Annotated in this window: 21 protein-coding genes and 1 tRNA gene; 11 read left to right on the top strand and 11 right to left on the bottom strand. The window is 65.4% G+C overall.

Annotated features, from left to right (window positions below):
• From BW994_RS02495 to BW994_RS02485, 3 genes are all read left to right on the top strand, one after another.
• Complete coding sequence (locus BW994_RS02495; protein ID WP_029312109.1) at positions 1–723, top strand: molybdopterin-dependent oxidoreductase; 723 nt, start codon at positions 1–3, stop codon at positions 721–723.
• Positions 720–1427 carry a DUF1223 domain-containing protein gene (locus tag BW994_RS02490; RefSeq protein ID WP_029312110.1) on the top strand — a complete coding sequence of 236 codons (708 nt, stop codon included), beginning with the start codon at positions 720–722 and terminating at the stop codon, positions 1425–1427. The genes BW994_RS02495 and BW994_RS02490 overlap by 4 nt, the downstream gene beginning before the upstream one ends.
• Before the next feature lie 134 nt (positions 1428–1561).
• The gene (locus BW994_RS02485; RefSeq protein WP_029312111.1) at positions 1562–3160 is read left to right on the top strand and encodes an L-lactate permease; all 1599 of its coding nucleotides are present in this window, start codon (positions 1562–1564) and stop codon (positions 3158–3160) included.
• A gap of 79 nt (positions 3161–3239) precedes the next feature.
• Here the strand turns inward: BW994_RS02485 and BW994_RS02480 are convergent.
• Positions 3240–3325, bottom strand: a tRNA-Tyr gene (locus tag BW994_RS02480).
• A 198-nt stretch (positions 3326–3523) separates the two neighbouring features.
• Here BW994_RS02480 and rlmB point away from each other — a divergent pair.
• Positions 3524–4327, top strand: a complete 804-nt coding sequence (gene rlmB / locus BW994_RS02475) for a 23S rRNA (guanosine(2251)-2'-O)-methyltransferase RlmB (protein ID WP_029312112.1) — start codon at positions 3524–3526, stop codon at positions 4325–4327.
• On the opposite strand, the gene pqqE is transcribed toward rlmB, so the two are convergent.
• The 8 genes from pqqE to BW994_RS02435 form a co-directional block, all read right to left on the bottom strand.
• On the bottom strand, positions 4309–5397 hold the full coding sequence (gene pqqE / locus BW994_RS02470; RefSeq protein WP_051657375.1) for a pyrroloquinoline quinone biosynthesis protein PqqE: 1089 nt from the start codon (positions 5395–5397) through the stop codon (positions 4309–4311). The two genes, rlmB and pqqE, sit on opposite strands and share 19 nt — an antisense overlap.
• Positions 5394–5669, bottom strand: coding sequence for a pyrroloquinoline quinone biosynthesis peptide chaperone PqqD (gene pqqD, locus BW994_RS19860; protein ID WP_029312114.1), 276 nt, complete (start codon positions 5667–5669; stop codon positions 5394–5396). The genes pqqE and pqqD overlap by 4 nt, the downstream gene beginning before the upstream one ends.
• Positions 5666–6406 (bottom strand): pyrroloquinoline-quinone synthase PqqC, encoded by a 741-nt coding sequence (pqqC, locus tag BW994_RS02460; RefSeq protein WP_029312115.1) that lies wholly within the window; start codon positions 6404–6406, stop codon positions 5666–5668. The genes pqqD and pqqC overlap by 4 nt, the downstream gene beginning before the upstream one ends.
• Entirely contained in the window at positions 6403–7326 is a 924-nt protein-coding gene (pqqB, locus tag BW994_RS02455; RefSeq protein WP_029312116.1) for a pyrroloquinoline quinone biosynthesis protein PqqB, read from the bottom strand. The genes pqqC and pqqB overlap by 4 nt, the downstream gene beginning before the upstream one ends.
• Before the next feature lie 59 nt (positions 7327–7385).
• Entirely contained in the window at positions 7386–7463 is a 78-nt protein-coding gene (gene pqqA / locus BW994_RS02450; protein ID WP_076454351.1) for a pyrroloquinoline quinone precursor peptide PqqA, read from the bottom strand.
• A gap of 142 nt (positions 7464–7605) precedes the next feature.
• Positions 7606–8349: an FkbM family methyltransferase gene (locus BW994_RS02445; RefSeq protein ID WP_029312117.1), complete on the bottom strand. Its 744-nt coding sequence runs from the start codon at positions 8347–8349 to the stop codon at positions 7606–7608.
• A 67-nt stretch (positions 8350–8416) separates the two neighbouring features.
• Complete coding sequence (locus BW994_RS02440; RefSeq protein WP_029312118.1) at positions 8417–8824, bottom strand: type II toxin-antitoxin system VapC family toxin; 408 nt, start codon at positions 8822–8824, stop codon at positions 8417–8419.
• Positions 8821–9060, bottom strand: a complete 240-nt coding sequence (locus tag BW994_RS02435) for a type II toxin-antitoxin system VapB family antitoxin (protein ID WP_029312119.1) — start codon at positions 9058–9060, stop codon at positions 8821–8823. Before BW994_RS02435 ends, BW994_RS02440 begins: the two co-directional genes overlap by 4 nt.
• Before the next feature lie 120 nt (positions 9061–9180).
• Here BW994_RS02435 and BW994_RS02430 point away from each other — a divergent pair, with 120 nt between their 5' ends.
• The 3 genes from BW994_RS02430 to BW994_RS02420 are packed head-to-tail and all read left to right on the top strand — an operon-like array spanning position 9181 to position 11619.
• A complete protein-coding gene (locus BW994_RS02430; protein WP_029312120.1) occupies positions 9181–9894 on the top strand; it encodes an SDR family oxidoreductase in 714 nt (237 codons plus the stop codon).
• Positions 9884–10375 (top strand): PRC-barrel domain-containing protein, encoded by a 492-nt coding sequence (locus tag BW994_RS02425; protein WP_051657376.1) that lies wholly within the window; start codon positions 9884–9886, stop codon positions 10373–10375. Before BW994_RS02430 ends, BW994_RS02425 begins: the two co-directional genes overlap by 11 nt.
• Positions 10372–11619, top strand: a complete 1248-nt coding sequence (locus BW994_RS02420) for an MFS transporter (RefSeq protein ID WP_076454332.1) — start codon at positions 10372–10374, stop codon at positions 11617–11619. The genes BW994_RS02425 and BW994_RS02420 overlap by 4 nt, the downstream gene beginning before the upstream one ends.
• On the opposite strand, the gene BW994_RS02415 is transcribed toward BW994_RS02420, so the two are convergent.
• Positions 11565–13682 (bottom strand): amylo-alpha-1,6-glucosidase, encoded by a 2118-nt coding sequence (locus BW994_RS02415; protein ID WP_035228991.1) that lies wholly within the window; start codon positions 13680–13682, stop codon positions 11565–11567. The genes BW994_RS02420 and BW994_RS02415 overlap by 55 nt on opposite strands.
• Positions 13683–14060: 378 nt before the next feature.
• On the opposite strand from BW994_RS02415, the gene rpmB reads away from it, so the two are divergent.
• The 3 genes from rpmB to proC all read left to right on the top strand — a co-directional run bounded on the left by rpmB (position 14061) and on the right by proC (position 15860).
• The gene (gene rpmB, locus BW994_RS02410; RefSeq protein WP_029312124.1) at positions 14061–14363 is read left to right on the top strand and encodes a 50S ribosomal protein L28; all 303 of its coding nucleotides are present in this window, start codon (positions 14061–14063) and stop codon (positions 14361–14363) included.
• 181 nt (positions 14364–14544) lie between these two features.
• Positions 14545–15048, top strand: a complete 504-nt coding sequence (locus tag BW994_RS02405; RefSeq protein WP_029312125.1) for a type III secretion system chaperone family protein — start codon at positions 14545–14547, stop codon at positions 15046–15048.
• The gene (gene proC, locus BW994_RS02400) at positions 15045–15860 is read left to right on the top strand and encodes a pyrroline-5-carboxylate reductase (RefSeq protein ID WP_029312126.1); all 816 of its coding nucleotides are present in this window, start codon (positions 15045–15047) and stop codon (positions 15858–15860) included. Before BW994_RS02405 ends, proC begins: the two co-directional genes overlap by 4 nt.
• Before the next feature lie 282 nt (positions 15861–16142).
• Here the strand turns inward: proC and BW994_RS02395 are convergent, their stop codons facing one another.
• Positions 16143–17435, bottom strand: coding sequence for a hemolysin family protein (locus BW994_RS02395; protein ID WP_029313456.1), 1293 nt, complete (start codon positions 17433–17435; stop codon positions 16143–16145).
• Positions 17436–17640: 205 nt separating this feature from the next.
• Here BW994_RS02395 and BW994_RS02390 point away from each other — a divergent pair, with 205 nt between their 5' ends.
• On the top strand, positions 17641–20367 hold the full coding sequence (locus tag BW994_RS02390) for a glycosyltransferase family 2 protein (protein WP_029313455.1): 2727 nt from the start codon (positions 17641–17643) through the stop codon (positions 20365–20367).
• Positions 20368–20395 lie beyond the last annotated feature (28 nt).

The raw sequence follows: 20395 nt of genomic DNA, 5'->3' as shown, positions 1-20395 counted from the left end.
ATGCCCGTCCTCAATCTCAACCGCCGCAATCTGCTCGGTCGCGCCCTCGCGCTTGGCGCCGCCACCACGCTGACCGGCTGTGATTTCGACGATCCGTCGCACCCCGACGTGGTGGATCGGGTGCTCAACGCCATGTCGCACTGGAACGACGAGGTGCAGGCCGCCCTGTTCAACCCGCACACGCTGGCGCCGACGTTCCCGGCCTCGGCCATCACGCGGCCGGCACGGTTCAATGCGTTTTATGATATCGACAAGGCACCGCAGGTTGACCTTGCGACCTGGCGGCTGGGTCTGACCGGGCGGATCGGCAACAAGCAGCCCTGGCGGATCGCGCAGCTGCGCGCCCTGCCGCAGGAAAGCCAGATCACCCGGCTGATCTGCGTCGAAGGCTGGCGCGTCGTCGGCCAGTGGAGCGGCGTGAGGCTGGGCGACTTCCTGCGCCGGATCAATGCCGATACCAAGGCGCGCTATGTCTCGTTTCAATGCGCCGATGGGTATTTCGAGAGCATCGACATGGAATCGGCCCTGCATCCGCAAACCATCCTTGCGCTCGATTTTCTGGGTGCGCCGCTCACGGCGCCGTTCGGCGCACCGCTGCGGCTGCGGATTCCCACCAAGCTCGGCTACAAGAACGCCAAATCGATCGTCGCCCTCGGTGTCACCAACCAGTTCGCCAGCGGTTATTGGGAAAAACAGGGCTACAACTGGTTCGGCGGATCATGAGGCTCCCGCGCGCTTTGCTGGCCATCGCGGCGGCAGCCGCGTTTGGCGCGCCGGCCGCCGCCGCGTCGGGCGCAGCCCGTCCCGTGGTGGTCGAATTGTACACCTCGCAATCCTGCTCCGACTGCCCGCCGGCGGAGGCGCTGATGGCCCGCCTGCAGGCGGCCGACCCCGCCATTCTGGTGCTCACGGAGCATGTCGGCTATTTCGATGGTCCGCGCTGGACCGATCGGTTTGCCCTGGCGGCCGCAACCGCACGGCAGAAATGGTATGCAGCACTGCATGGCGCGCATGGTATCTACACGCCGCAGGCGATCATCGATGGTCGCAGCGTGGCGGTCGGCTCGGACCGGCCCGCCGTCACCGCCGCCATTGCCAAGAACCTCGCCCGCGCGGCGCACCCGGCGGTTCACATCGCGATCCATCGCCTCGGCACTGGCTGGGACCTGTCGATCACTGGCGCGATGCCCGATCATCCAGCGCAAATCGAGGTCTTTCACTATGACGCGGCTGACCGTACCGCGATCGGCGGCGGTGAAAACCGCGGCGCCGATCTGCGCCAGATCCACGTCGTGCGTGCCATCACCACGCTCGGCGCATGGACCGGCCGGACGTTCGAACACCCGATCGCCCCCGGTTCTGCCGCCCATATCGCGGTGGTGGTTCAGCAGGACGACGGCACGATCCTGGGTGCCGCCGCGCAATAAAGCTTCTGGCGGCCGCACCCTGACCGACGGCACGGCCGGTTTTTCGAGCTCTGCCGATCACGAGGTAGTGTAAAGCCGCGCCGAATCGCCTATCACCCCGAGCGTCCGTGAATTAATTCGTCTTGGGAGATATTATGTTTCATCAGCTACTAACCCCGGTCGGGGGCAGCCTCGGGCTGTCCTTCGTCGTCGCGGCCGTGCCCATCGCCGTGGTGCTGGTCATGCTCGGTGTGCTGCGCCGCCCGGCCTGGCAATCATCGCTGGGTGGCCTGATTACCGCTCTGGTCATCGCAACTGTCGTCTGGCGCTTTCCGGCTTTTCTAGCACTCAACAGCGTCGCCGCCGGCGTGGTGTTCGCCCTCTGGCCGATCATGTGGATCGTGGTCAACGCGCTGCTGCTCTATAACATTGCGGTCGCCTCCGGTCATTTCGATGCATTCCGCGAATGGATCATCGAGCATCTGCCGAACGATCGCCGCGTGGTGCTCGTGGTGGTGGGTTTCTGCTTCGGCTGTCTGCTCGAAGGCATCGCCGGCTTCGGCACGCCGGTCGCCATCACCAGCGCGTTGCTGATCATGGTCGGCTTCCCGACGCTGGAAGCGCTCACGTTCACGCTGATTTTCGATACCGCACCGGTCGCGTTCGGCGCGCTGGGCGTGCCGATCACGGTGCTCGGTCAGGTGACCGGGCTGCACGCTGTCACGCTGGGCCAGATGGTCGGCCGCCAGCTGCCGTTCTTTGCCTTCCTGCTGCCGTTCTATGTGATCGGCGTGTACGGCGGCATGCGCTCGGTCAAGGCGCTGTTCCCGATGCTGCTGGTCGCCGGCGCGAGTTTTGCGATCACGCAGTTCGTGACCTCGAATTACATCAGCTACGCGCTGACCGACGTGCTGGCCTCGCTGGTGTCGCTGGTCATCACCATCGGGTTCCTGCAGGTCTGGCGCCCGGCGCCGGACGCGCAATTCGCGATTCGCGCCGAAGCGCTCGCGGGCCATCGCGCCAGCGGCATTCCGAGCTGGCGCGGCTGGATCCCCTGGGTGGTGGTGTCCGCCGTCGTCATCATCTGGACCGATCTGAAAATCTTCGCGATCGGCCAGCAGGTGATCAAATGGCCCGGGCTGAACAATGCCGTGTTCATCACGCTGTATCATAAGCCTTATGCCGCGCTCTGGGTGTTCCAGCCGCTGGCAACCGGCACGGCCATTCTGCTCGCCGCGGTGATCACCGCCGCCCTCGTCGGCGTCGGGCCTGCCGGCTTCATCAAGGCGATCGGCACCACCTGGCGGCAGAGCCGCATCGCGATCTTCACCGTGGCGCTGATCATCGGCCTTGCCTATCTGATGAACTACTCGGGCATGAACTACACCCTCGGCCTCGGCGTTGCCTCGATCGGCGTGCTGTTTCCGCTGGTCTCCCCGTTCCTTGGCTGGGTGGCCGTGTTCCTGTCCGGCAGCGATACCTCGGGCAATGCCTTGTTCGGCAATTTGCAGGTCGTCGCCGCCAATCAGCTTCACCTCAACCCAGTCCTGATCGCCGCGACCAACTCTTCCGGCGGCGTGATGGCGAAAATGATCTCACCGCAGAACATCTCGACCGGCGTTTCGACCACCGACCTCAAGGGCAAGGAAGGCATCGTCTTCGCCCGCACGTTCAAGCACAGCGTCATCCTGACCGCTTTGCTCGGCGTGATGGTGATGGCACAACAATATCTGGTGCCATGGATGATCCCGTAACACGGGAGCGCGAAACCCGGCCCATCACGATGGGCCGGGATATCGGCGCCGGCAGCTTGATGTTTCAAGATTTCGGTGATGGTGGAAGGGGTTGGATTCGAACCAACGTAGGCGTACGCCAGCGGATTTACAGTCCGCCCCCTTTAGCCACTCGGGCACCCTTCCGCCGCCCGTAATCTGCGATCAGCGCAGCCTTGTCAACGCCGCCGTACGCATTGATGGGGGCCACGCGTTGAAAGCACGGGGCCGGTATTCCAAAAAAGTTTCGGCTCGTTTTGACTGAAATTGGTGCGGACCTGTCTGCATTGAAGCGGGCGGGGCAGCATCGTTGTCAACGCGGCGATCCACAGGCTAGACAGCCGCATGGACCAGCGCGACCCCCACCGTAAACCGAAGCCACGCCACTCTGGCCCGCCGCCGCAGCGCGGCCGCCACGAGGGCGAACGCCGCCCGGCTGCCGCTGCCGGTCTGTGGCTCTACGGGATGCATCCGGTCGAAGCAGCACTTGCCAACCCTGCCCGCCGCCTGCGCCGCCTGGTGCTGACCGAGGAGGCCGAGGCCGCACTGGCCGCGCGCCTGCCGAAACCCTGGGCGATCCAGGCGGAGCGGATCGATCGCGACCGGCTCGATGCGATGCTCGGACGCGGCATCGTGCATCAGGGCATGGCGCTGCAGACCGACCCGCTGGCCTCGCCCAGCCTGGCCGACGCGCTCAAGCGCCCCGGCCCGGTGCTGGTGCTCGATCAGATCACCGATCCGCGCAATGTCGGAGCGATCATGCGCTCCGCCCAGGCGTTCGGTGCGGCGCTGGTGATCGCGCAGGAACGCAACGCGCCCGAGGAGGGCGGCGCACTCGCCAAGGCCGCGTCCGGCGCGCTCGAACGGATTCCCCTGTTGCGCACGGTGAATATCGCGCGCGCGCTGATCGCCCTGAAAGCCGCCGATCTCTGGGTGATGGGGCTGGATGCTGCCGGCAGCACCCGCTTGTCCGGCCCGTCGCTGGGTGGGCGGCGCGCGGCTTTGGTGCTGGGGGCTGAGGGCGAGGGCCTGCGCCGCCTGACGCGGGAGACCTGCGATGAGCTGGTTTCGCTCGCCATGCCGGGTGGCATGGAGAGTCTGAACGTTTCAGCCGCCGCCGCCGTCGCGCTTTACGAGATCATTCGATAGGCGAAGTCATCGACCGCGGCGCCGCTTTCGGCGATCGCGAGCGCCGCCATCATGGCGTGATCGGGCGAGAGGCCGCAGGCCGGGTCGGTCGCGCCGGCATCGCCGGTCAGGGCGAGCGCCTGGCAGCGGCAGCCGCCCCAGTCGATTTCGGCGCGGGCGCAGCCCTGGCAGGGTGGTGCCATCCAGCCGGTGCCGCGATATTTTTCGAACGCGGATGAGTGCGCCCAGATTTCACCGACGCTGCGCTCGGTCACCCGCTCGAACACCAGACCTGGCAGCGTTTCCGCCGCGTGGCAGGGTAGCATCTTGCCGGAGGGGGTGATGTTGAAAAACTGCCGCGCCCAGCCGCCCATGCAGGCTTTCGGCCGCGCCGCATAGTAATCGGGCACCACGTAATCGATCGTCAGCGTGCCGGCGAGGTTCGCGCGCGCCGCCGTGACGATACGGGTCGCCTCGTCGAGCTGCGCCCGCGTCGGGATCAGCGCGGCGCGATTTTTCAGCGCCCAGCCGTAATACTGGACGTGGGCAACCTCGATCCGCTGCGCGCCGGCATCGACCGCGAGATCGATCATGGCGCTCAGCTGATGCAGGTTCTGGCGGTGCACCACGGCGTTCAGGGTCAGCGCCAACCCCGCGTCGCGCACCAGTTGCGCCGCGGCCAGTTTTTTTTCATGGGCATCGCGAAACCCGGCGACATGGTCGGCCACCGCCGCATCGGCGCCCTGGAAACTGATCTGCACATGGTCGAGCCCGGCCTCGGCCAGTTCGGCCATCCGCGCCGGGTTCAGCAGCACCGCCGAGGTGATCAGATTGGTGTAGAGCCCTTCGGCGCGGGCGTGGCGCACGAGCTCCGGCAGGTCGGACCGCACCATCGGCTCGCCGCCGGAAAAATGCGCCTGGAGAATGCCGATGCCGGCGGCCTCGGTGATCACGCGCTTCCAGGTCGCGGTATCCAGCTCGTCGCGCGCCCGCTCCAGCGCGAGCGGGTTGGAACAATAGGGGCATTTCAGCGGACAGCGATGAGTCAGTTCCATCAGCATTGCCAAAGGAGGTGAAAGCGGAGCGTTCATGATGCGATCATACTCTTGTCGGCAAGGTCGTTGAGCATTTCGAGGCAATCGGCCAGCACCGCATCGCGTGGCGCTTCGTAACGCGTGGCGAGACGATCGGCGATCTCGGCCACGTTCACCACGCCATCGCAGCATTCGAGCACCGCAACCGCGATCGCATCCGGCATGATCACCCGTTCCGGCGCCAGCAGCACGTGGCAGTTGCGCGCGGCATCGAATCGGAAACGCACATGCCGCGCGAGACGTGGAACACTGGCCGCGGTCAGGCTCACGACCAGTCGCCGCCATGGCCGAACGCGCCCGGCGGGATCATGCCGGGCAACACATAGGCATGGTGCAATGCATCGAGCTGCGCCCACAGCACATCGCATTTGAAACCCAGCGCCGCGATCACCGCGCGCTGCTGCTCGGGCGTCCGGGCGTGGCGCTTGACGTAATCGAGCGCGAAATCCGCATCGCGCGGCGCCTGGTCGAGCCGCGCGTTGAAATAGGCCAGCGTTTCCTTGGTGATGAACGAATAACTTGCCAGCATGCCGGAGACCCGCTCGGAGATGATGCCGGGCGAGAACATTTCGGTGAGCGACGAGGCGACCGCTTCGAGCAGCGGTTTGTCGCGCACGAAATCGATATAGGCCTGCACCGCAAACCTTGTTGCCGGCAGGGCGCGGTGCCGGCTGGTCACCATGTCCCGATCGAGGCCCAGCCCTTCGGTCAGCGCGATCCAGCGCACGATGCCGCCCTCGCCTTCGGCCATCCCGTCGTGATCGACCAGCCGCTGGCGCCACAGACGCCGCAAATCAGCGTCCTCGGTGCGGGCGATCAGCGTTGCGTCCTTGATCGGGATCGCCGCCTGATAGCAATAGCGGTTGAGCGCCCAGGCCTGCACCTGGCGCTTGTTCAGCGCGCCGCCATGCAGCAACTGGTGAAACGGATGGCGATTGTGGTACCGCGCCGCACCGAGGGCGCGGAGTTCGGCTTCGAGTTCGTCGGGGCTCATCAGCACGGTCATAGGCTCAGTTCCAGTCCGTCATGGGCGATGGTCCATCCGGCGCGTTCCGCCTGCTCGCGCTCGGGCGAATCATCCAGGATCATCGGGTTGCTGTTGTTGATATGGACGAAAATCTTGCGGCCGATGCCGAGCCCTTCCATTGCGGCGAGCGTGCCGTCCGGCCCGCTGACGCTGATATGCCCCATGCGGCGGCCGGTTTTCGGCAGCAAACCGGCATCGATCATCTCGTTGTCGTGCCAGAGCGTGCCATCGAACAACACGACCGGCGCGCCGCGCAGGCGGGCTGCCAGATCCGGGGTCACCGCGGCACAGGCCGGGATGTAGTAGAGGCAGGCACCGTCGGCGCCGGTGATTTTCACCCCCAGCGTATCGCCTTCCGATGAGCCCAGATCGGCGCGGCTGGTATCCTCGGCATAGAGTGCCACTTTGCCGGGCACCGCGAACGGCTCGACCGTGATGCCCAGATCCTGTCCCGCCGCATCCTGCAAGGGCGTCGTGTGGTTCTGATCGAGCCGCCGGCGCGGCACCAGATCGGGGGCAAGCACCCGAAAGATCACGCTGGCATCGAGCAGATCGAGAATCCGCTGCCCCGCGTACAAGGCGAATCGCTGGCCCTCGCGCAGATTGAGCAGCCCTGCCGTGAAATCGACATCGCCGCCGGTCAGCACGACCGCGGCAATCGGGCTGTCGCGCAGGCCCTGGCGCGGGTGCAACACCTTGGTGGCCAGAATCTGCTCGCGCAGATCGGGCGAGGCGTTGAAAATCACGTAATCCGAACCGTTGCCGCTGACCGCAATGGCCGCTTGCGTGCGCGGCCGCGCGGCCGGATCGCCGGAGCGCGCACGCGCGCAGTTCCGGCATGCGCAATTCCATTGCGGAAAACCGCCACCTGCGGCCGCACCAAGGATGATCAGTTTCATGGTTGGTTGAAAATTGCCGGAACCGGTGGCACGCACCGGTCCCGGCGCCTGTCAGTCAATCAGTCGATGTCGGCGCAGGCGTAGCAGTTGATCTCGGTGCCAACGGCGATTTCGACCAGCTTCGGTTTCGTCCACATGGTTGTTTCTCCTAGTTGTTGCGTTAGCGGCGGTGTTGCCCACCTTGTCCCCACGTATGCGGAGATATTCAACCATAAGACGACAATTTTTCTATGCAAGCCCCGGTCGCGGCCCCAACAATGGCCAAGTTTGCCGCGAGGTTTACCGGTGGCTGGTGTTGACCATGCAGCAGGTGAAGTGGGTGGGTTGGGTGTTGGTTTCGGCGGCGGTGGGAAAGAACTGGTTCGGGGTGAAATGCTTCGCCTGAAAATAGGAGAGCAGCCCGAGATAGTGGGGCAGATCTTCGAACTGGCGATCGGTGTAGAGTTCAGTCTGGATGGCGGCGATGGTACCGAGCGCGTGCTCGCCACCGTGTAATATGGCGCGATCGCGCGCGTTGGTATCGAGTTTCAGGAAAATATGTCGTGCTCTGGTGCGTGTCCGCAGCGCGGGAACGATGTCGTCGAGCGTGCGGACCGGGATTGTCTGGCGTTTGATCTGGGCCGTGTGACGGGCGGGAAGCCGTTGCGTGTTGGGCGGGGGCGCCGGGCGAAAATTCTGGAGGTCGATCACGTTGAGCGGCAGGTCGCCGAGGGCCTCGCCGAGTGCGGCATGTTCGACCTGCCACATTGGGTCGATGCTGGCGCGGTGCTGGAGGGTGGCGAAGGATGCGGGGATCGGCTCGAACGAGGCGATCGGGCCGGTGTAGCCGACGTGATCGCGCAAGAGCGTGCCGAACTGGCCCTGATCCGCCCCCACATCGATCACGAGGTCGATCTTCAGGGATTTGAACAGCGCGGCGAGGTGCGCGGCCATGGCAATGTCGCCGGACGGCGGGGTGGTGGCGCGGTGTGTGCCGAAACTGTCGAGCATGGCGCCGATGGTAGATTTCAGGGTCGGTCTCATCTGCACAGAATGACCGTAATTGATGAAGATTTCGTAAAGATCCGTGCTCGAATTTGCGAAATTGCGGTCAGATCGGTGCAGCGGCGATGTCGGTATGGGTGAAGCCCTCGCCCAGGAACAGAAGTTTGGCGTCGTTGCTGCGCGCACAGGCATAGGCGAAGCAATCGCCCATGGTGAGGCCGGCTTTGTGGCGACCCGTGCCGAACCGCGCATAGGCTTCGGCGGCGAGGGCGAATTCGGCGGCGGCGATGGGCACCATGCGCAGGCTGAGGCGGGCGAGAAAGTGCTCGACGCGGTTGCGCGCCAGATCGGGCGGCATCGCGTAACTGCGGCACAGGGCGGCGGTGGTTTCCCATGCCGAAACGGCGGAATACAGCCGGTCCTGCGCGGCCTCCAGCCGATCTGCCAGAGCGATGGCATCGGGCTCGCGCGCGAGGATTGCGACCAAAGCGGAGGCGTCCGCAAAGATTTTCACGGCTCGCCCGACAGATCGTCGAAGAATGCCTTATCGGCCGCCAGGCCGGTTTTCGGCGGCAACGGAAATTCCGCCCAGAGTTGGCGTAGCTGGTCGCGCAGCGGAATCGCTGCCCGATCGTGATCGAGCGCGGCGCGGACGGCTTGTTTGACCGCGTCCTGCTTGGTGCAGCCGCGTGTCCGCGCAAGTTCGGCGACCAGGGCGGCGGCTTCGTCATCCTTGATATAGAGCGGCATCGGGAGTCCTGACCGGTTGAATATCCGATTTAGAGTAATTGGATATTCTGACCGGGACAAGAGTTGGAAACGCCGCCGCCGCTGGCCATGTCGTGCAGGAACCACGAGCGGGGATGAGCCATGGATGAAGCACGGCGGGTTGCATTGGTCTCGGGTGGCGGGCGCGGCATCGGGGCGGCGATCGCGGCGCGCTTGGCGGTGTCGGGCCATGCGGTGATTACGGCGGATCGCGATATCGCCGGCCTGACGGCACCGGATGGTGTGCGCTTGGTGGCCTGCGATGTCGGCGATGAGGCGGCGGTGGCGGCGTTGCTCGATCGCGTGCGCGCCGAACACGGCCGGCTCGATGCGCTGGTGTGCAATGCGGGGTTCATGATCCGCAAGCCGATCGGCCAGTTGAGTCTGGCGGAATGGCGATCGGTGATCGATACGCATCTGACCAGTATTTTTCTGCTGGTGCGGGCGGCCGAGCCGCTGCTGCGCGCGGCAAAGGGTGCCGTGGTCACCATGGCCTCGACCCGGGCACGGATGTCCGAGCCCGACACGGAATCCTATGCGGCGGCCAAGGGCGGCATCGTCGCGCTGACCCATGCGCTGGCGATGTCGCTGGGGCCGGACGTGCGGGTGAACTGCATCAGCCCCGGCTGGATCGACACGCAGGGCCATGCGTTATCCGCGCGCGATCATGCGCAGCACCCGGTCGGGCGGGTCGGCACGGTCGATGATATCGCCGCGCTGGCGGCATTTCTGCTCGGGGCCGAAAGCGGCTTCATCACCGGGGCCGAATTCGTCGCCGATGGCGGCATGACGCGCAAGATGATCTATGCGGAATAGCCTGGTGGTGGCCTTGATGCTGGCGTCCACGCTGCCCGCGGCGGCACAGACGCCCTATGGCGCCGGGCCGACCGCGCAACTGCCGCCGCCGCCGCCGATCGTGCTGCCGCCGCAACCCAAGCCGCCGAAGCTCGAGCATCTGCCCAAGGTTCATGCCGAGGGCCTGCTCGGCCAGCCGGTGGTGGATGCGAAAGGCGCGGTGATCGGCCACGTGGTCAATGTGCTGATCGATCAGTCAGGCAAGCCGAAGGCAGCGGTGGTGGAGTTTGCCGGGTTTCTCGGCGTTGGCGATCGCAAAATCGCGGTGGCGTGGAGCGCATTGCATTTTTCCGTGGTCAAGGAGCAGATCGCGATCGTGGTGACGCTCGACGCCGCGAAGCTCAAGGCGTTGCCGGAATATCAGGCGACCGACCGTTCTGTGCCGGTCGCCGTGGCCAGGTCCCAAAAACCGCCCCCATCTGATACCAAAGCGGCCCCTTGAGCGAGGCCCAGGGTTCGCAACGCAGCCTGCGCGGGCTGGACTGGCTGAATTTTTGCGTGGCCGATGTCCAGACCGGCTTCGGCCCGTTCATCGCGATCTATCTGACCACCCAGCGCTGGACTGATCTCGCGATCGGCAGCGTGCTCTCGCTCGGCACGCTGGTCGCCATGGCCAGCCAGTTGCCGGCCGGCGCGCTGGTGGACTGGATGCCGAGCAAACGGCTGGCGGCGGCCATGGCGATCGGCGCCATCACCGCGAGCGCCCTGCTGTTCGTGCTGATGCCGAGCCATTTCGGCATCGGCCTGGCCGAGGTGATGCACGGTTTCGCCAGTTGCATGCTGAACCCGGCGATCGCGGCGGTGACCATCACGATGGTCGGCTCCGCCGCGCTCGGCGAGCGGTTGGGGCGGAATGCGCGCTATGCCTCGCTCGGCAACGGCGTCGCGGCGGCGGTGATGGGCGCGTGCGGCTATTATTTCGCACCGGGCTCGGTGTTCTGGCTGACCGCGCTGCTCGGCGCGCCCTCGCTGTTCGCGCTGTCGCGGATCGAATCGCAGCGCACGGTGCGAGCGCGGATGGTGGCGACGCAGCCGCAGCGCGGCACGATTGCCGAGTTGCGCGCCTTGTTCCTTGATCGGCGGTTGCTGGCATTCATGGTCTGCGTCGTGATGTTTCAGATGGCGGATGCGGCGATGCTGCCGTTCGTCGGCAGTGAACTGGCGGCGAAGGCGGGCAATGTCGCCAATCTGGTGATCGCGGCATGCATCGTGGCACCACAGGCGGTGGTGGCGCTGATGTCGCCCTGGGTCGGCCGCGCGGCGCAGCGCTATGGCCGGCGGGCGGTGCTGCTGCTGGGGTTCGGCGCCGAACCGGTGCGCGCCGTGCTGTTCGGCCTGGTCGCGGCGCCGGTGCCGGTGGTGCTGATCCAGTCGATCGATGGGATCAGTGCCGCGGTGATCGGGGTGTTGCTGCCGTTGATCGCGGCGGATATCGCGCGCGAGCGGGGGCATTTCAACCTGATCATGGGGGCGATCGGGCTGGCGGTCGGGCTGGGGGCGACGGTAAGCACGGCGGCGGCCGGGGCAATCGCCAGCCGGATCGGCGATCACGCGGCGTTTTTCGCGCTCGCCGCGGCCGGGTTGATCGCGACTTTGCTGGTGTGGTTGCTGATGCCCGAGACCGAGCCGGCTCAGCCGACGATGATGCCGCCTTCGGTGCGGATGAACGACAGCGCGACCGGCTGACCGCCGAGGCCGAGGTTTTCGATCGTCAGCCGGTCGATCCCGGCGGGCAGTACCGGGCTATCGGCGGTCGCGCGACCGCTGGCCGGATCGAGCCTGATGCCGAGGCAGGCATCGAGCAGGGCGGGCAGCGTGCCCGCCGCCCAGGCCTGTGGCGCGCAGGCGACCGGGTAAGCGGTTGGCGCATGGCCGGGCTTGCGCGGAAAGCCGCAGAACAATTCGGGCAGCCGGTAGCGCTCGGCCCAGGCACTGGTCGCGAGCATGGCATCGAACAGATGCGCCGCCGCCGCCCGGTAGCCATAACGGGCGAGGCCAAGGCCGATCAGCGCGTTGTCGTGCGGCCAGACCGAGCCGTTGTGATAGGACATCGGGTTGAAGCGGGGCTGGCCGCGCGCGAGCGTGCGGATGCCCCAGCCGGAGAAGAAATCGGGCCCCATCAGCCGAGTAGCGACGGCTTCAGCACGGCCGGGCAGGGCGATGCCGGTGAACAGCGCGTGGCCGGCGTTGGAGGCAAGCACGCGGCAGGGGCGTTTCGCGCCATCGAGGGCGAGGACGTAAAACTGTTGTTCATCGTCCCAGAACAGCTCATCGAACCGGGCACGCAACCCGGCGGCCTGGGTGGTAAGAAATGTCGCGCGGTCCGCATCACCCAGCGCGGCGGCCATGCCGGCGGCGGCGGTTTTCGCGCCATAGACGTAGGCCTGCACTTCGCACAGCGCGATCGGGCCGGTGGCGAGCGTCCCATCCGCGTGGAAAATGGAATCACGGCTGTCCTTCCAACCCTGGTTGGCGAGGCCGTGGCCTGTCTTGCGGCCGTATTCGACGAAACCGTCGCCGTCTTCATCGCCCGGCCCGTCGATCCAGCCCAATGCGGCTTCGATGTTCGGCCAGATGCTGCGGATGAACGCGGTATCACCCGTGCGCGCATGGTAGGCGCCTGCGAGCATGACGAACAGCGGCGTGGCATCGACCGAACCGTAATACCGGCGGAACGGCACTTCGCCGAGCCGGGCCATTTCACCATCGCGGCATTCGTGCAGGATTTTGCCGGGCTCGGCATCGGCGCTTGCATCGGTGGTCGTGGCCTGGTTGGCGGCGAGGAAGCCGAGCACGCCGCGCGCGAGGCCGGGGGCCAGCCAGAGCACCTGCAGCGCGGTGATGATCGCATCGCGGCCGAACGCGGTGGAGAACCACGGCACGCCGGCATAGGGGTAGGGGCCGTATTCGGTCGCGGTGGTCAGCATGATCAGATCATCGCGGGCGCGCAGCAGGGCTGTGTTGACCAGCGCATTGCCGGTGATCACGCTCGCGGCCTGCCGGCGCAGCGCGCGCCGGCCGCGCGCGGCGGCCTTATGGGCGGCACGAAAGTTTTCGATGCAGGCCTGATCGTCATCGGCACCGCATTGCGCGGCGATCGCGATGCGCGCGGTCGCACCCGGCGCGAGGGTAAGGCGGTACTGCGCTTCATCGCCCTCGATCCGCGCCGGTTTCGGGTCGAAATCGAGCCGGGTCCAGCGGCGCACGCCATCGAGGCCCCGGCAGGCGAGCGTCGCGCAATGGGCGCTGGTGCTCGGCGCCTCGAGCATACCATGGCGGGCGCGCTTCGTGCCGCGGATTTCGAACAGATCGGCAAAATCGGCCGCGAAACCGATCCCGACAGTAAGGGTCTGGGGTGTGCGCGACCAGTTGCCGAGCGTGAGCGCATCGTGGCGGGTGCCGCGCCAGAGAAAGGTTTCGCGCCGGAGCGAAATTTCATTGGCATCGTCGCCCATATCGGTCACGCCATCGGGCGCGGCGGCGGCCAGATCGCAGACCAGGGTCGCGTTGTCGGTGCTGATCGCACCGCTCAGCAGGCGCGGCCGCGCGCCGTTCAACGTCACGGTAAGGCGCGAAAGATGGCGCGTGTCGTGGAAATAGACGCCTTCGCTGCCGGCGCTCATGTCGCCGGTGATGCCGAGAATGGCGAAGCAATCGTCCGATTTCAGCGTATAGGGGCGATCTTCGGCATGAATGGCATCGGCCGCGACGGGGAAAGTCTTGTCGTCCAGCGGGTTAGGATTGGTCATGCGCAACTCCTGTGACGGGGGTTGAGCGTGTAGTCTATCACGCATCGACGGCGAGGCCGATTCTGGTAAAAGCAAGGTGAAGTGAAGCGCTTCTTTTTTGAAAAAAAAGAAGCAAAAAACTTTCTGAATCTGGGGCACGGGCGGTTTCACTGGCACGGGCCCAGATTGATAAAGTTTTTTTTGCTTCTTTTTTTGTTCACAAAAAAGAAGACCTTACTCCTGCCCTGCCTTACCCCTTTTTCGCCGGGCGCTTGACCCGCGCGGCGGATTTGGCGATATAGCGGCGCAACACCGCGTCACGGGGTCCGTAGCGCGGCTGATCTTGTATTATCTATCACCGACCCGGCGTGAGCTGGGCATTGGATCGAGGCCTGCGTTATGACCCGTCGCTGCGAAATCACTGGCAAGAGCGTGCTCACCGGCAACAATGTCAGCCACGCGAACAACAAGTCGCGCCGGCGGTTTCTGCCGAATTTGCAGGACAGCTCGGTGCAGTCCGAAGCGCTGGGCCATTCGGTGCGCCTGCGGGTCACGCCGCGCGGGCTTTCGACTATCGAGCACAAGGGCGGTCTCGATGCGTTTCTGTTGACCACGCCGAACCGCAAGCTCACCGACGAGGCGCTGACGCTGAAGCGCCGGGTGATCAAGGCGGCCGCGAAGCGGGAGGCGAAATCCGCCTGATCTGCCGATTGCCCCGGTCGGACTCGCGAAAAGACCCGTCCTTTGTGGCGGGTTTATTGTTTTGTAACTTTTACCTGACATACGGTGATTGCGGTGCGGCGCAAAATTCCGGTAGACTCCGATTCGGCGCCGGCGATCCCGCCGTAAGCTTGACTTCCGCACTCAGGAGGAGACCCCGCGTATGACCTCCCTGGCCTCCCAGACCGCCGATCCGGTCGGCAACCCCCTCGATATCGTCGAACAAGTCATCGCCGCCAATGATTGGGCGTTCGATCGCCGCAGCGACAGCGAAATCGCCGCCGAAGCGCCCGGCCGCTGGTGCGACTACGGGCTGTATTTTTCCTGGTCACACGAAATCTCCGTGATGCATTTCTCCTGCGCCTTCGATTTGAAAGCGCCGGAACGCCGCCGCAAGGCGTTGTACGAGTTGCTGGCGCGCGCCAACGAAAAACTCTGGATCGGCCATTTCGGCATGGATCAGGACGACGGCATGCCGGTGTTTCGCCACTCCGTCCTCCTGCGCGGTGCCACCGCCGCCTCGGCCGAAAGCGTCGAAGACATGGTCGATATCGCCGTCACCGAATGCGAGCGGTTTTTCCCCGCATTCCAGTTCGTGCTGTGGGGCGGCAAATCACCCGATGACGCACTGGCCGCCGCAATGCTGGAGTGCGTCGGCGAAGCATGATAACCCGATTGCCGCCGCTGCTGCTGGTCGGCGGCGGTAAAATGGGCGCCGCAATGCTTGCCGGTTGGCGCGAGCGCGGCATCACCCGCGTCGTCGTGCTCGATCCCGGCGCCGGTGCCCAGGCGCTTGCGGGGGATGGCGTGGACATCGTTGCGTCGCTTGCCGATGTGCCGGCGGATTTCGCACCACAGGCCATCGTGCTCGCCGTTAAACCGCAAATCGCAGCCATCGCCGTGCCGCCGCTGGCACGGTTCGCCGGCAGCGCCCTGTTCGTCTCGATCATGGCCGGCAAAACCATCGATTGGCTCGCCGCCCACCTGGGCGGCAACGCCGCGATCGTGCGGGCCATGCCCAATACCCCCGCCGCGATCCGCCAAGGTATCACGGTCGCCTGCGCCGGCCCCGCCGTCGCGCCCACGCAACGCGATCTGGCCGAAACACTGCTCGCAGCCGTCGGTGCCATCGAATTCGTCACCGCGGAAAAATTGCTCGACCCCGTCACCGCCGTCTCCGGCGGCGGCCCCGCCTACGTGTTCCTGCTGGTCGAACTGCTCGAAGCCGCCGCAATCGACCAAGGAATCCCGCCACAACTGGCCACGCAACTGGCGCGCCAGACCATCATCGGCGCCGCCGGACTCCTCGCCGCCAGCCCCGAATCCGCTGCCGACCTGCGGCGCGCCGTCACCAGCCCCAACGGCACCACCGAACGCGCCCTGGCAATCCTGATGGCACCCGACAGCTGGCCACACGCAATCAACACCGCCATCGACGCCGCAACCGCCCGCTCCCGCGCCCTCGGGCAGGAGGGTTAGATCGATCGCTGGTGGTGGGGGCTTTAGGAGCAAGGAAGGCCAGGGGCTCTGCCCCTGGACCCCGTTAAAGGCGGAGCCTTTAAAATCCATTAGTTTTAGGCAAGGGGAGGGCGACACAGGCCAGATCGACGGAAAATCCGAGGCAGCGCCCTCCCCTTGCCTAAAACTAGCGGGTTCTAAGGGCTCCGCCCTTAGTGGGGGTCGAGGGGGCAAAGCCCCCCGCCTTGCTTCCTCCAAGAGCCCCACCCACCCGCGATCAGTCCAACTCTCCTGCCCGAGGGTTCAGGGAACGACGGTAGGGTCGCGGCTGATGCGGACGCGTTCGACGCGGCGGCCGTTCATGGCGAGGACTTCGAATCGCCAGCCGCCGTAGGCGATGGCGTCGCCTTGGCGGGGCACGCGTTTCAGCAGGGCGAGCAGGAAGCCGCCGAGTGTGTGGTAGGAGCCGTGGGCCGGCAGGTCGCCGAGTTTAAGGCGGTGTGCCACTTCATCGACGGGTTCCAGCCCGTCGAGGTCGAAGCGGTCGGGCACGTCTTCGCCGGTTTCGGTGAGGGAGGGTTCTTCGACGTCGCCGACGATGGCTTCGAGCAGGTCGCCGACGGTAACCATGCCTTCGAAGCTGCCGTATTCATCGAGCACGAAGGCGACGCCGAGCGGGTCGGATTTCAGGCGTTCGAGCGCGTCGAGTGCCGAGATGGCATCGGGCACGGCGAGGGGTTGGCGGAGCGAGGTGGCGATCGAGATGTCTTTGCCGTCGAGCATGCGGTCGAGAATATCCTTGGCTTGGACGATGCCGACGACGTTGTCGATGCTCCGGTCGCACACCACGAAGCGGGAGTGGGGGGCCGATTTGAGGGCGGTGATGACCTGGCCGCGCGGGGCGGTGCGGTCGAGCCAGGCGATGTCCTGGCGAGGTGTCATGATGGCGCGGACCGGCTTGTCGGCGAGGCGCATGACGCGTTCCATCATGTCGCGCTCTTCGGACTCCAGCATGCCGGATTCAGTACCTTCGGCGAGGATGGCTTTGAGTTCCTCTTCACTGACGGCCCGGCGATGCGGGTCGACCGGGCCGAACGCCCGCAGCACGACATGGGTGGTACCGCGCAGCACCAGCACCAGCGGGGCGGCGGCGCGCGCGAACAGGTCGAGCGGCAGGGCGACGAGGCAGGCAATGCGTTCGGCGTTGCGCAGGGCGAGTTGTTTGGGCACCAGTTCGCCGAACACCAGGGTCAGGAACGTCACGGTCACGACGGTGATGATCAGCGACAGTGTGCTCGCGATCGGTGCGATGGTCGTAATGTGCTTGAGTTCGGGGGTGAGTGCCTGGGCGAGTTGCGCGCCGCCGACCACGCCGGTCAGGACGCTGATGGCGGTGATGCCGATCTGCACGGTGGGCAGGAACCGGTCCGGCTTGTCGGCCAGCGTGCGCGCACGAGCGGCGCCGGAAATTTGTTTTTGCGCCATCAGCGCGAGCGCGGCCCGGCGGGACGACACCAGCGCCATTTCGGCCAGGGAAAACCCGGCGTTCAGCAGGATCAGAAAAAATAAAAGACCAATTTCAGCAATGATTTGCATGAAGACCTTGAGATGAAACGATAAGTCGTACATAGCATAGACGATCTAAGCCACGTCATAACACAAGGCCATGCTAGCACGGCAGACACGCCGAAACCGTTATAAATGCCAAGGTTTCGCCACAATCCGGCCCGTGCGATGCCGCACTGCACACGCATCTGGTGTCCAACGCAGGATGGTTCTGCGCCTAACCGGATGATGGTTCATGACGCATCAATCGCAGCTTCGCCCTCTCGCTCCCCAGGTCAGCCGGCCGCGTGCCCGCTCGGGCTGGCGCAATCCCGCTTCGTGGCTGGCAGCTTTTGCCACCGCCGGAGCGACCTTCGGCATCTGGGCTGCGCTGAACCGGCCGGTGACCAATCTGCCGGGCTACAGCGGTGAGATCGGGGGTTTTGCGTTCTCGCCGTTCCATGCCGGCGAAAGCCCGCAGAGCAATGTCTACCCCAGCGTCAAGCAGATCAACGCCGACCTCGCGCTGGTGGCGACCAAGACCCATAATATCCGCACCTATACTGTGCAGAACGACCTGGGTGACATTCCGGCACTGGCCGCGAAATATCACCTGAATGTCACGCTCGGCGCGTGGCTCGACCAGCACCCCAAGGCCAACGAGGCCGAGTTGCAGAAGGTGGTGAAAATCGCCAACGCGAATGCCGACGTTAAATCCGTCATGGTCGGCAACGAGGTGATCCTCCGCCGCAATCTCACCGTCGCCGAACTCGCCGCCGACATCGATTACGTCAAATCCCGCGTCCATGTGCCTGTTTCGACCGCCGAGCCGTGGCACACCTGGCTGCATCATCCCGAACTCGCCAAATCGGTCGATTTCATCACCGTGCATCTGCTGCCCTATTGGGAAGGCGTGCCGGAGAAAACCGCCGTGCAATATGCCTTGCACCGTCTGCATCAGGTCCAGCGCGCCTTCCCGGGCAAGCGCGTCGTGATCGGTGAGATCGGCTGGCCGTCCGATGGCATCGACATCGGCGGTGCCCGGGCCTCGCGCGTCTATCAGGCGGCGTTTCTGCGCGACTTTTTCAACATCGCCCAGAAAGAGCATCTCAATTATTTCGTGATGGAAGCGTTCGACCAGCCCTGGAAGACCAGCTTCGAAGGCCGTGCCGCCGGGTATTGGGGCATGTGGTCGCAGTCGCGTCAGCCGAAATGGTCGCTGACCGGCCCGGTCCTGCAGAACCGCGCATGGCTGCCCTGGGCGGCCGGTGCATCGCTGCTGGGTCTGCTGATCACCATCGGCCTGCTCTCGCGCCGGCCGGATATGCGGGTTGCCGGCAAGCTGATCTTCGCCGTGCTGGTGCAGGGCTTCGGCACCGCGCTCGCCATGCTGCTGATGACGATGGGCGAGACCTATCTGTCCTGGTCGGCCGCCGCGGTGTGGTCCACCCTCGCCCTGGGCCAGGCGCTGCTGCTGTTCCTGCTGATCGCCGATAGTTTCGACTTGACCGAGACGCTGTTCGGCCGGGTGCGGAAACGCCATTTCGAGCCGGTGCCGGCGCCCCATGGCATGAAGCTTCCGAAAGTCTCGCTGCATCTGCCGATCTGCAACGAACCGGCCGACATGGTGAAACAGACGCTGAACGCGCTCGCCGCCCTCGACTACGAGAACTACGAAGTCCTGGTGATCGACAACAACACCAAGGACAGCGCGGTGTGGGAGCCGGTGGCGGCGCATTGTGCGCGGCTGGGTGCGAAATTCCGCTTCTTCACCCTCGGCCAATACCCCGGCTTCAAGGCGGGCGCGCTCAACTTCGCCTTGCGTGAAACCGCGCCGGATGCCGAGATCATCGGTGTGCTCGACAGCGACTACATCGTCGATCCCGACTGGCTGCGCTGCATGGTGCCGGCCTTCGCCGACCCCGTGGTGGGCTTCACCCAGTCACCGCAGGATTATCGCGACAACGACGGCTCGATCTTCAAGCGCATGATGTTCTGGGAATACGCCGGCTTCTTCCAGATCGGCATGGTCAATCGCAACGAGCGCAACGCGATCATCCAGCACGGCACGATGACGCTCGTCCGCAAGGACGCACTGCTCAAGCCCGCGGGCGATCAAGCGGGCGGCTGGGCCGAATGGTGCATCACCGAAGACAGCGAGCTTGGCATGCGCCTGTTCCGCGATGGGTATGAGGCGGTCTATTCCAAGCGCAGCTTCGGCCGCGGTGTGATGCCGGATGATTTCAACGCCTTCCGCAAGCAGCGCTATCGCTGGGCCTATGGCGCCATGCGCATCACCCGCAAGCATTGGAAAGCCCTGCTCTCGCCGTTCGACCGCACGCTCACGCTCGGCCAGCGCTGGCATTTCGTGACCGGCTGGCTGCCCTGGATGGGCGATGCGCTGGGCCTTGCCTTCCTGTTCCTCGGCCTCGCCTGGTCGGCCGGGCTGATCCTCGACCCCGTGCGCTTCGAATTCCCGATCATCCTGTTCATGTTGCCCTCGGTCGGTCTGTTCGGCTTCAAGATCGTGCAGATCCTCGCGCTCTATTCGGCGCGGGTGAACTGCGGCCTGCGCGACCGGATCGGCGCCGCCGTCGCGGGCCTCGCCCTGTCGCACACGATCGGCAAAGCCGTCTGGAAGGGCCTGTTCACCAACAAACTGCCGTTCCTGCGGACGCCGAAAATGAAGGACGCCCCCGCTTTGGTGCAGGGATTGGTGATGGCGCGCGAGGAACTCGTGCTGCTGGCCCTCACCTGGGGCGCGCTGCTCGGCGTTGGCATCGGGCATCACTGGGCGACGCCGGAAAGCAAATTGTGGTGCGTCGTGCTGTTCACCCAGTCGCTGCCCTACCTTGCTTCGGTCGGCGTCTCGATCGTGGCGGCGCTGCCGGCCAAAGTCGTCAAGGCCTTGCCGGCCCCGACGCCCGCGCTGCTCCCCGTGTCACGCATGCCGATCTCGGCCCGCACCGCGGCGGGCGACTGATCGAAGGCCAGGGGGCTCGGCCCCCTGG

Source organism: Acidiphilium rubrum, assembly GCF_900156265.1.
In the GTDB taxonomy this organism is placed as follows: domain Bacteria; phylum Pseudomonadota; class Alphaproteobacteria; order Acetobacterales; family Acetobacteraceae; genus Acidiphilium; species Acidiphilium rubrum.
This window is presented reverse-complemented; position numbering and strand designations above follow the sequence as displayed.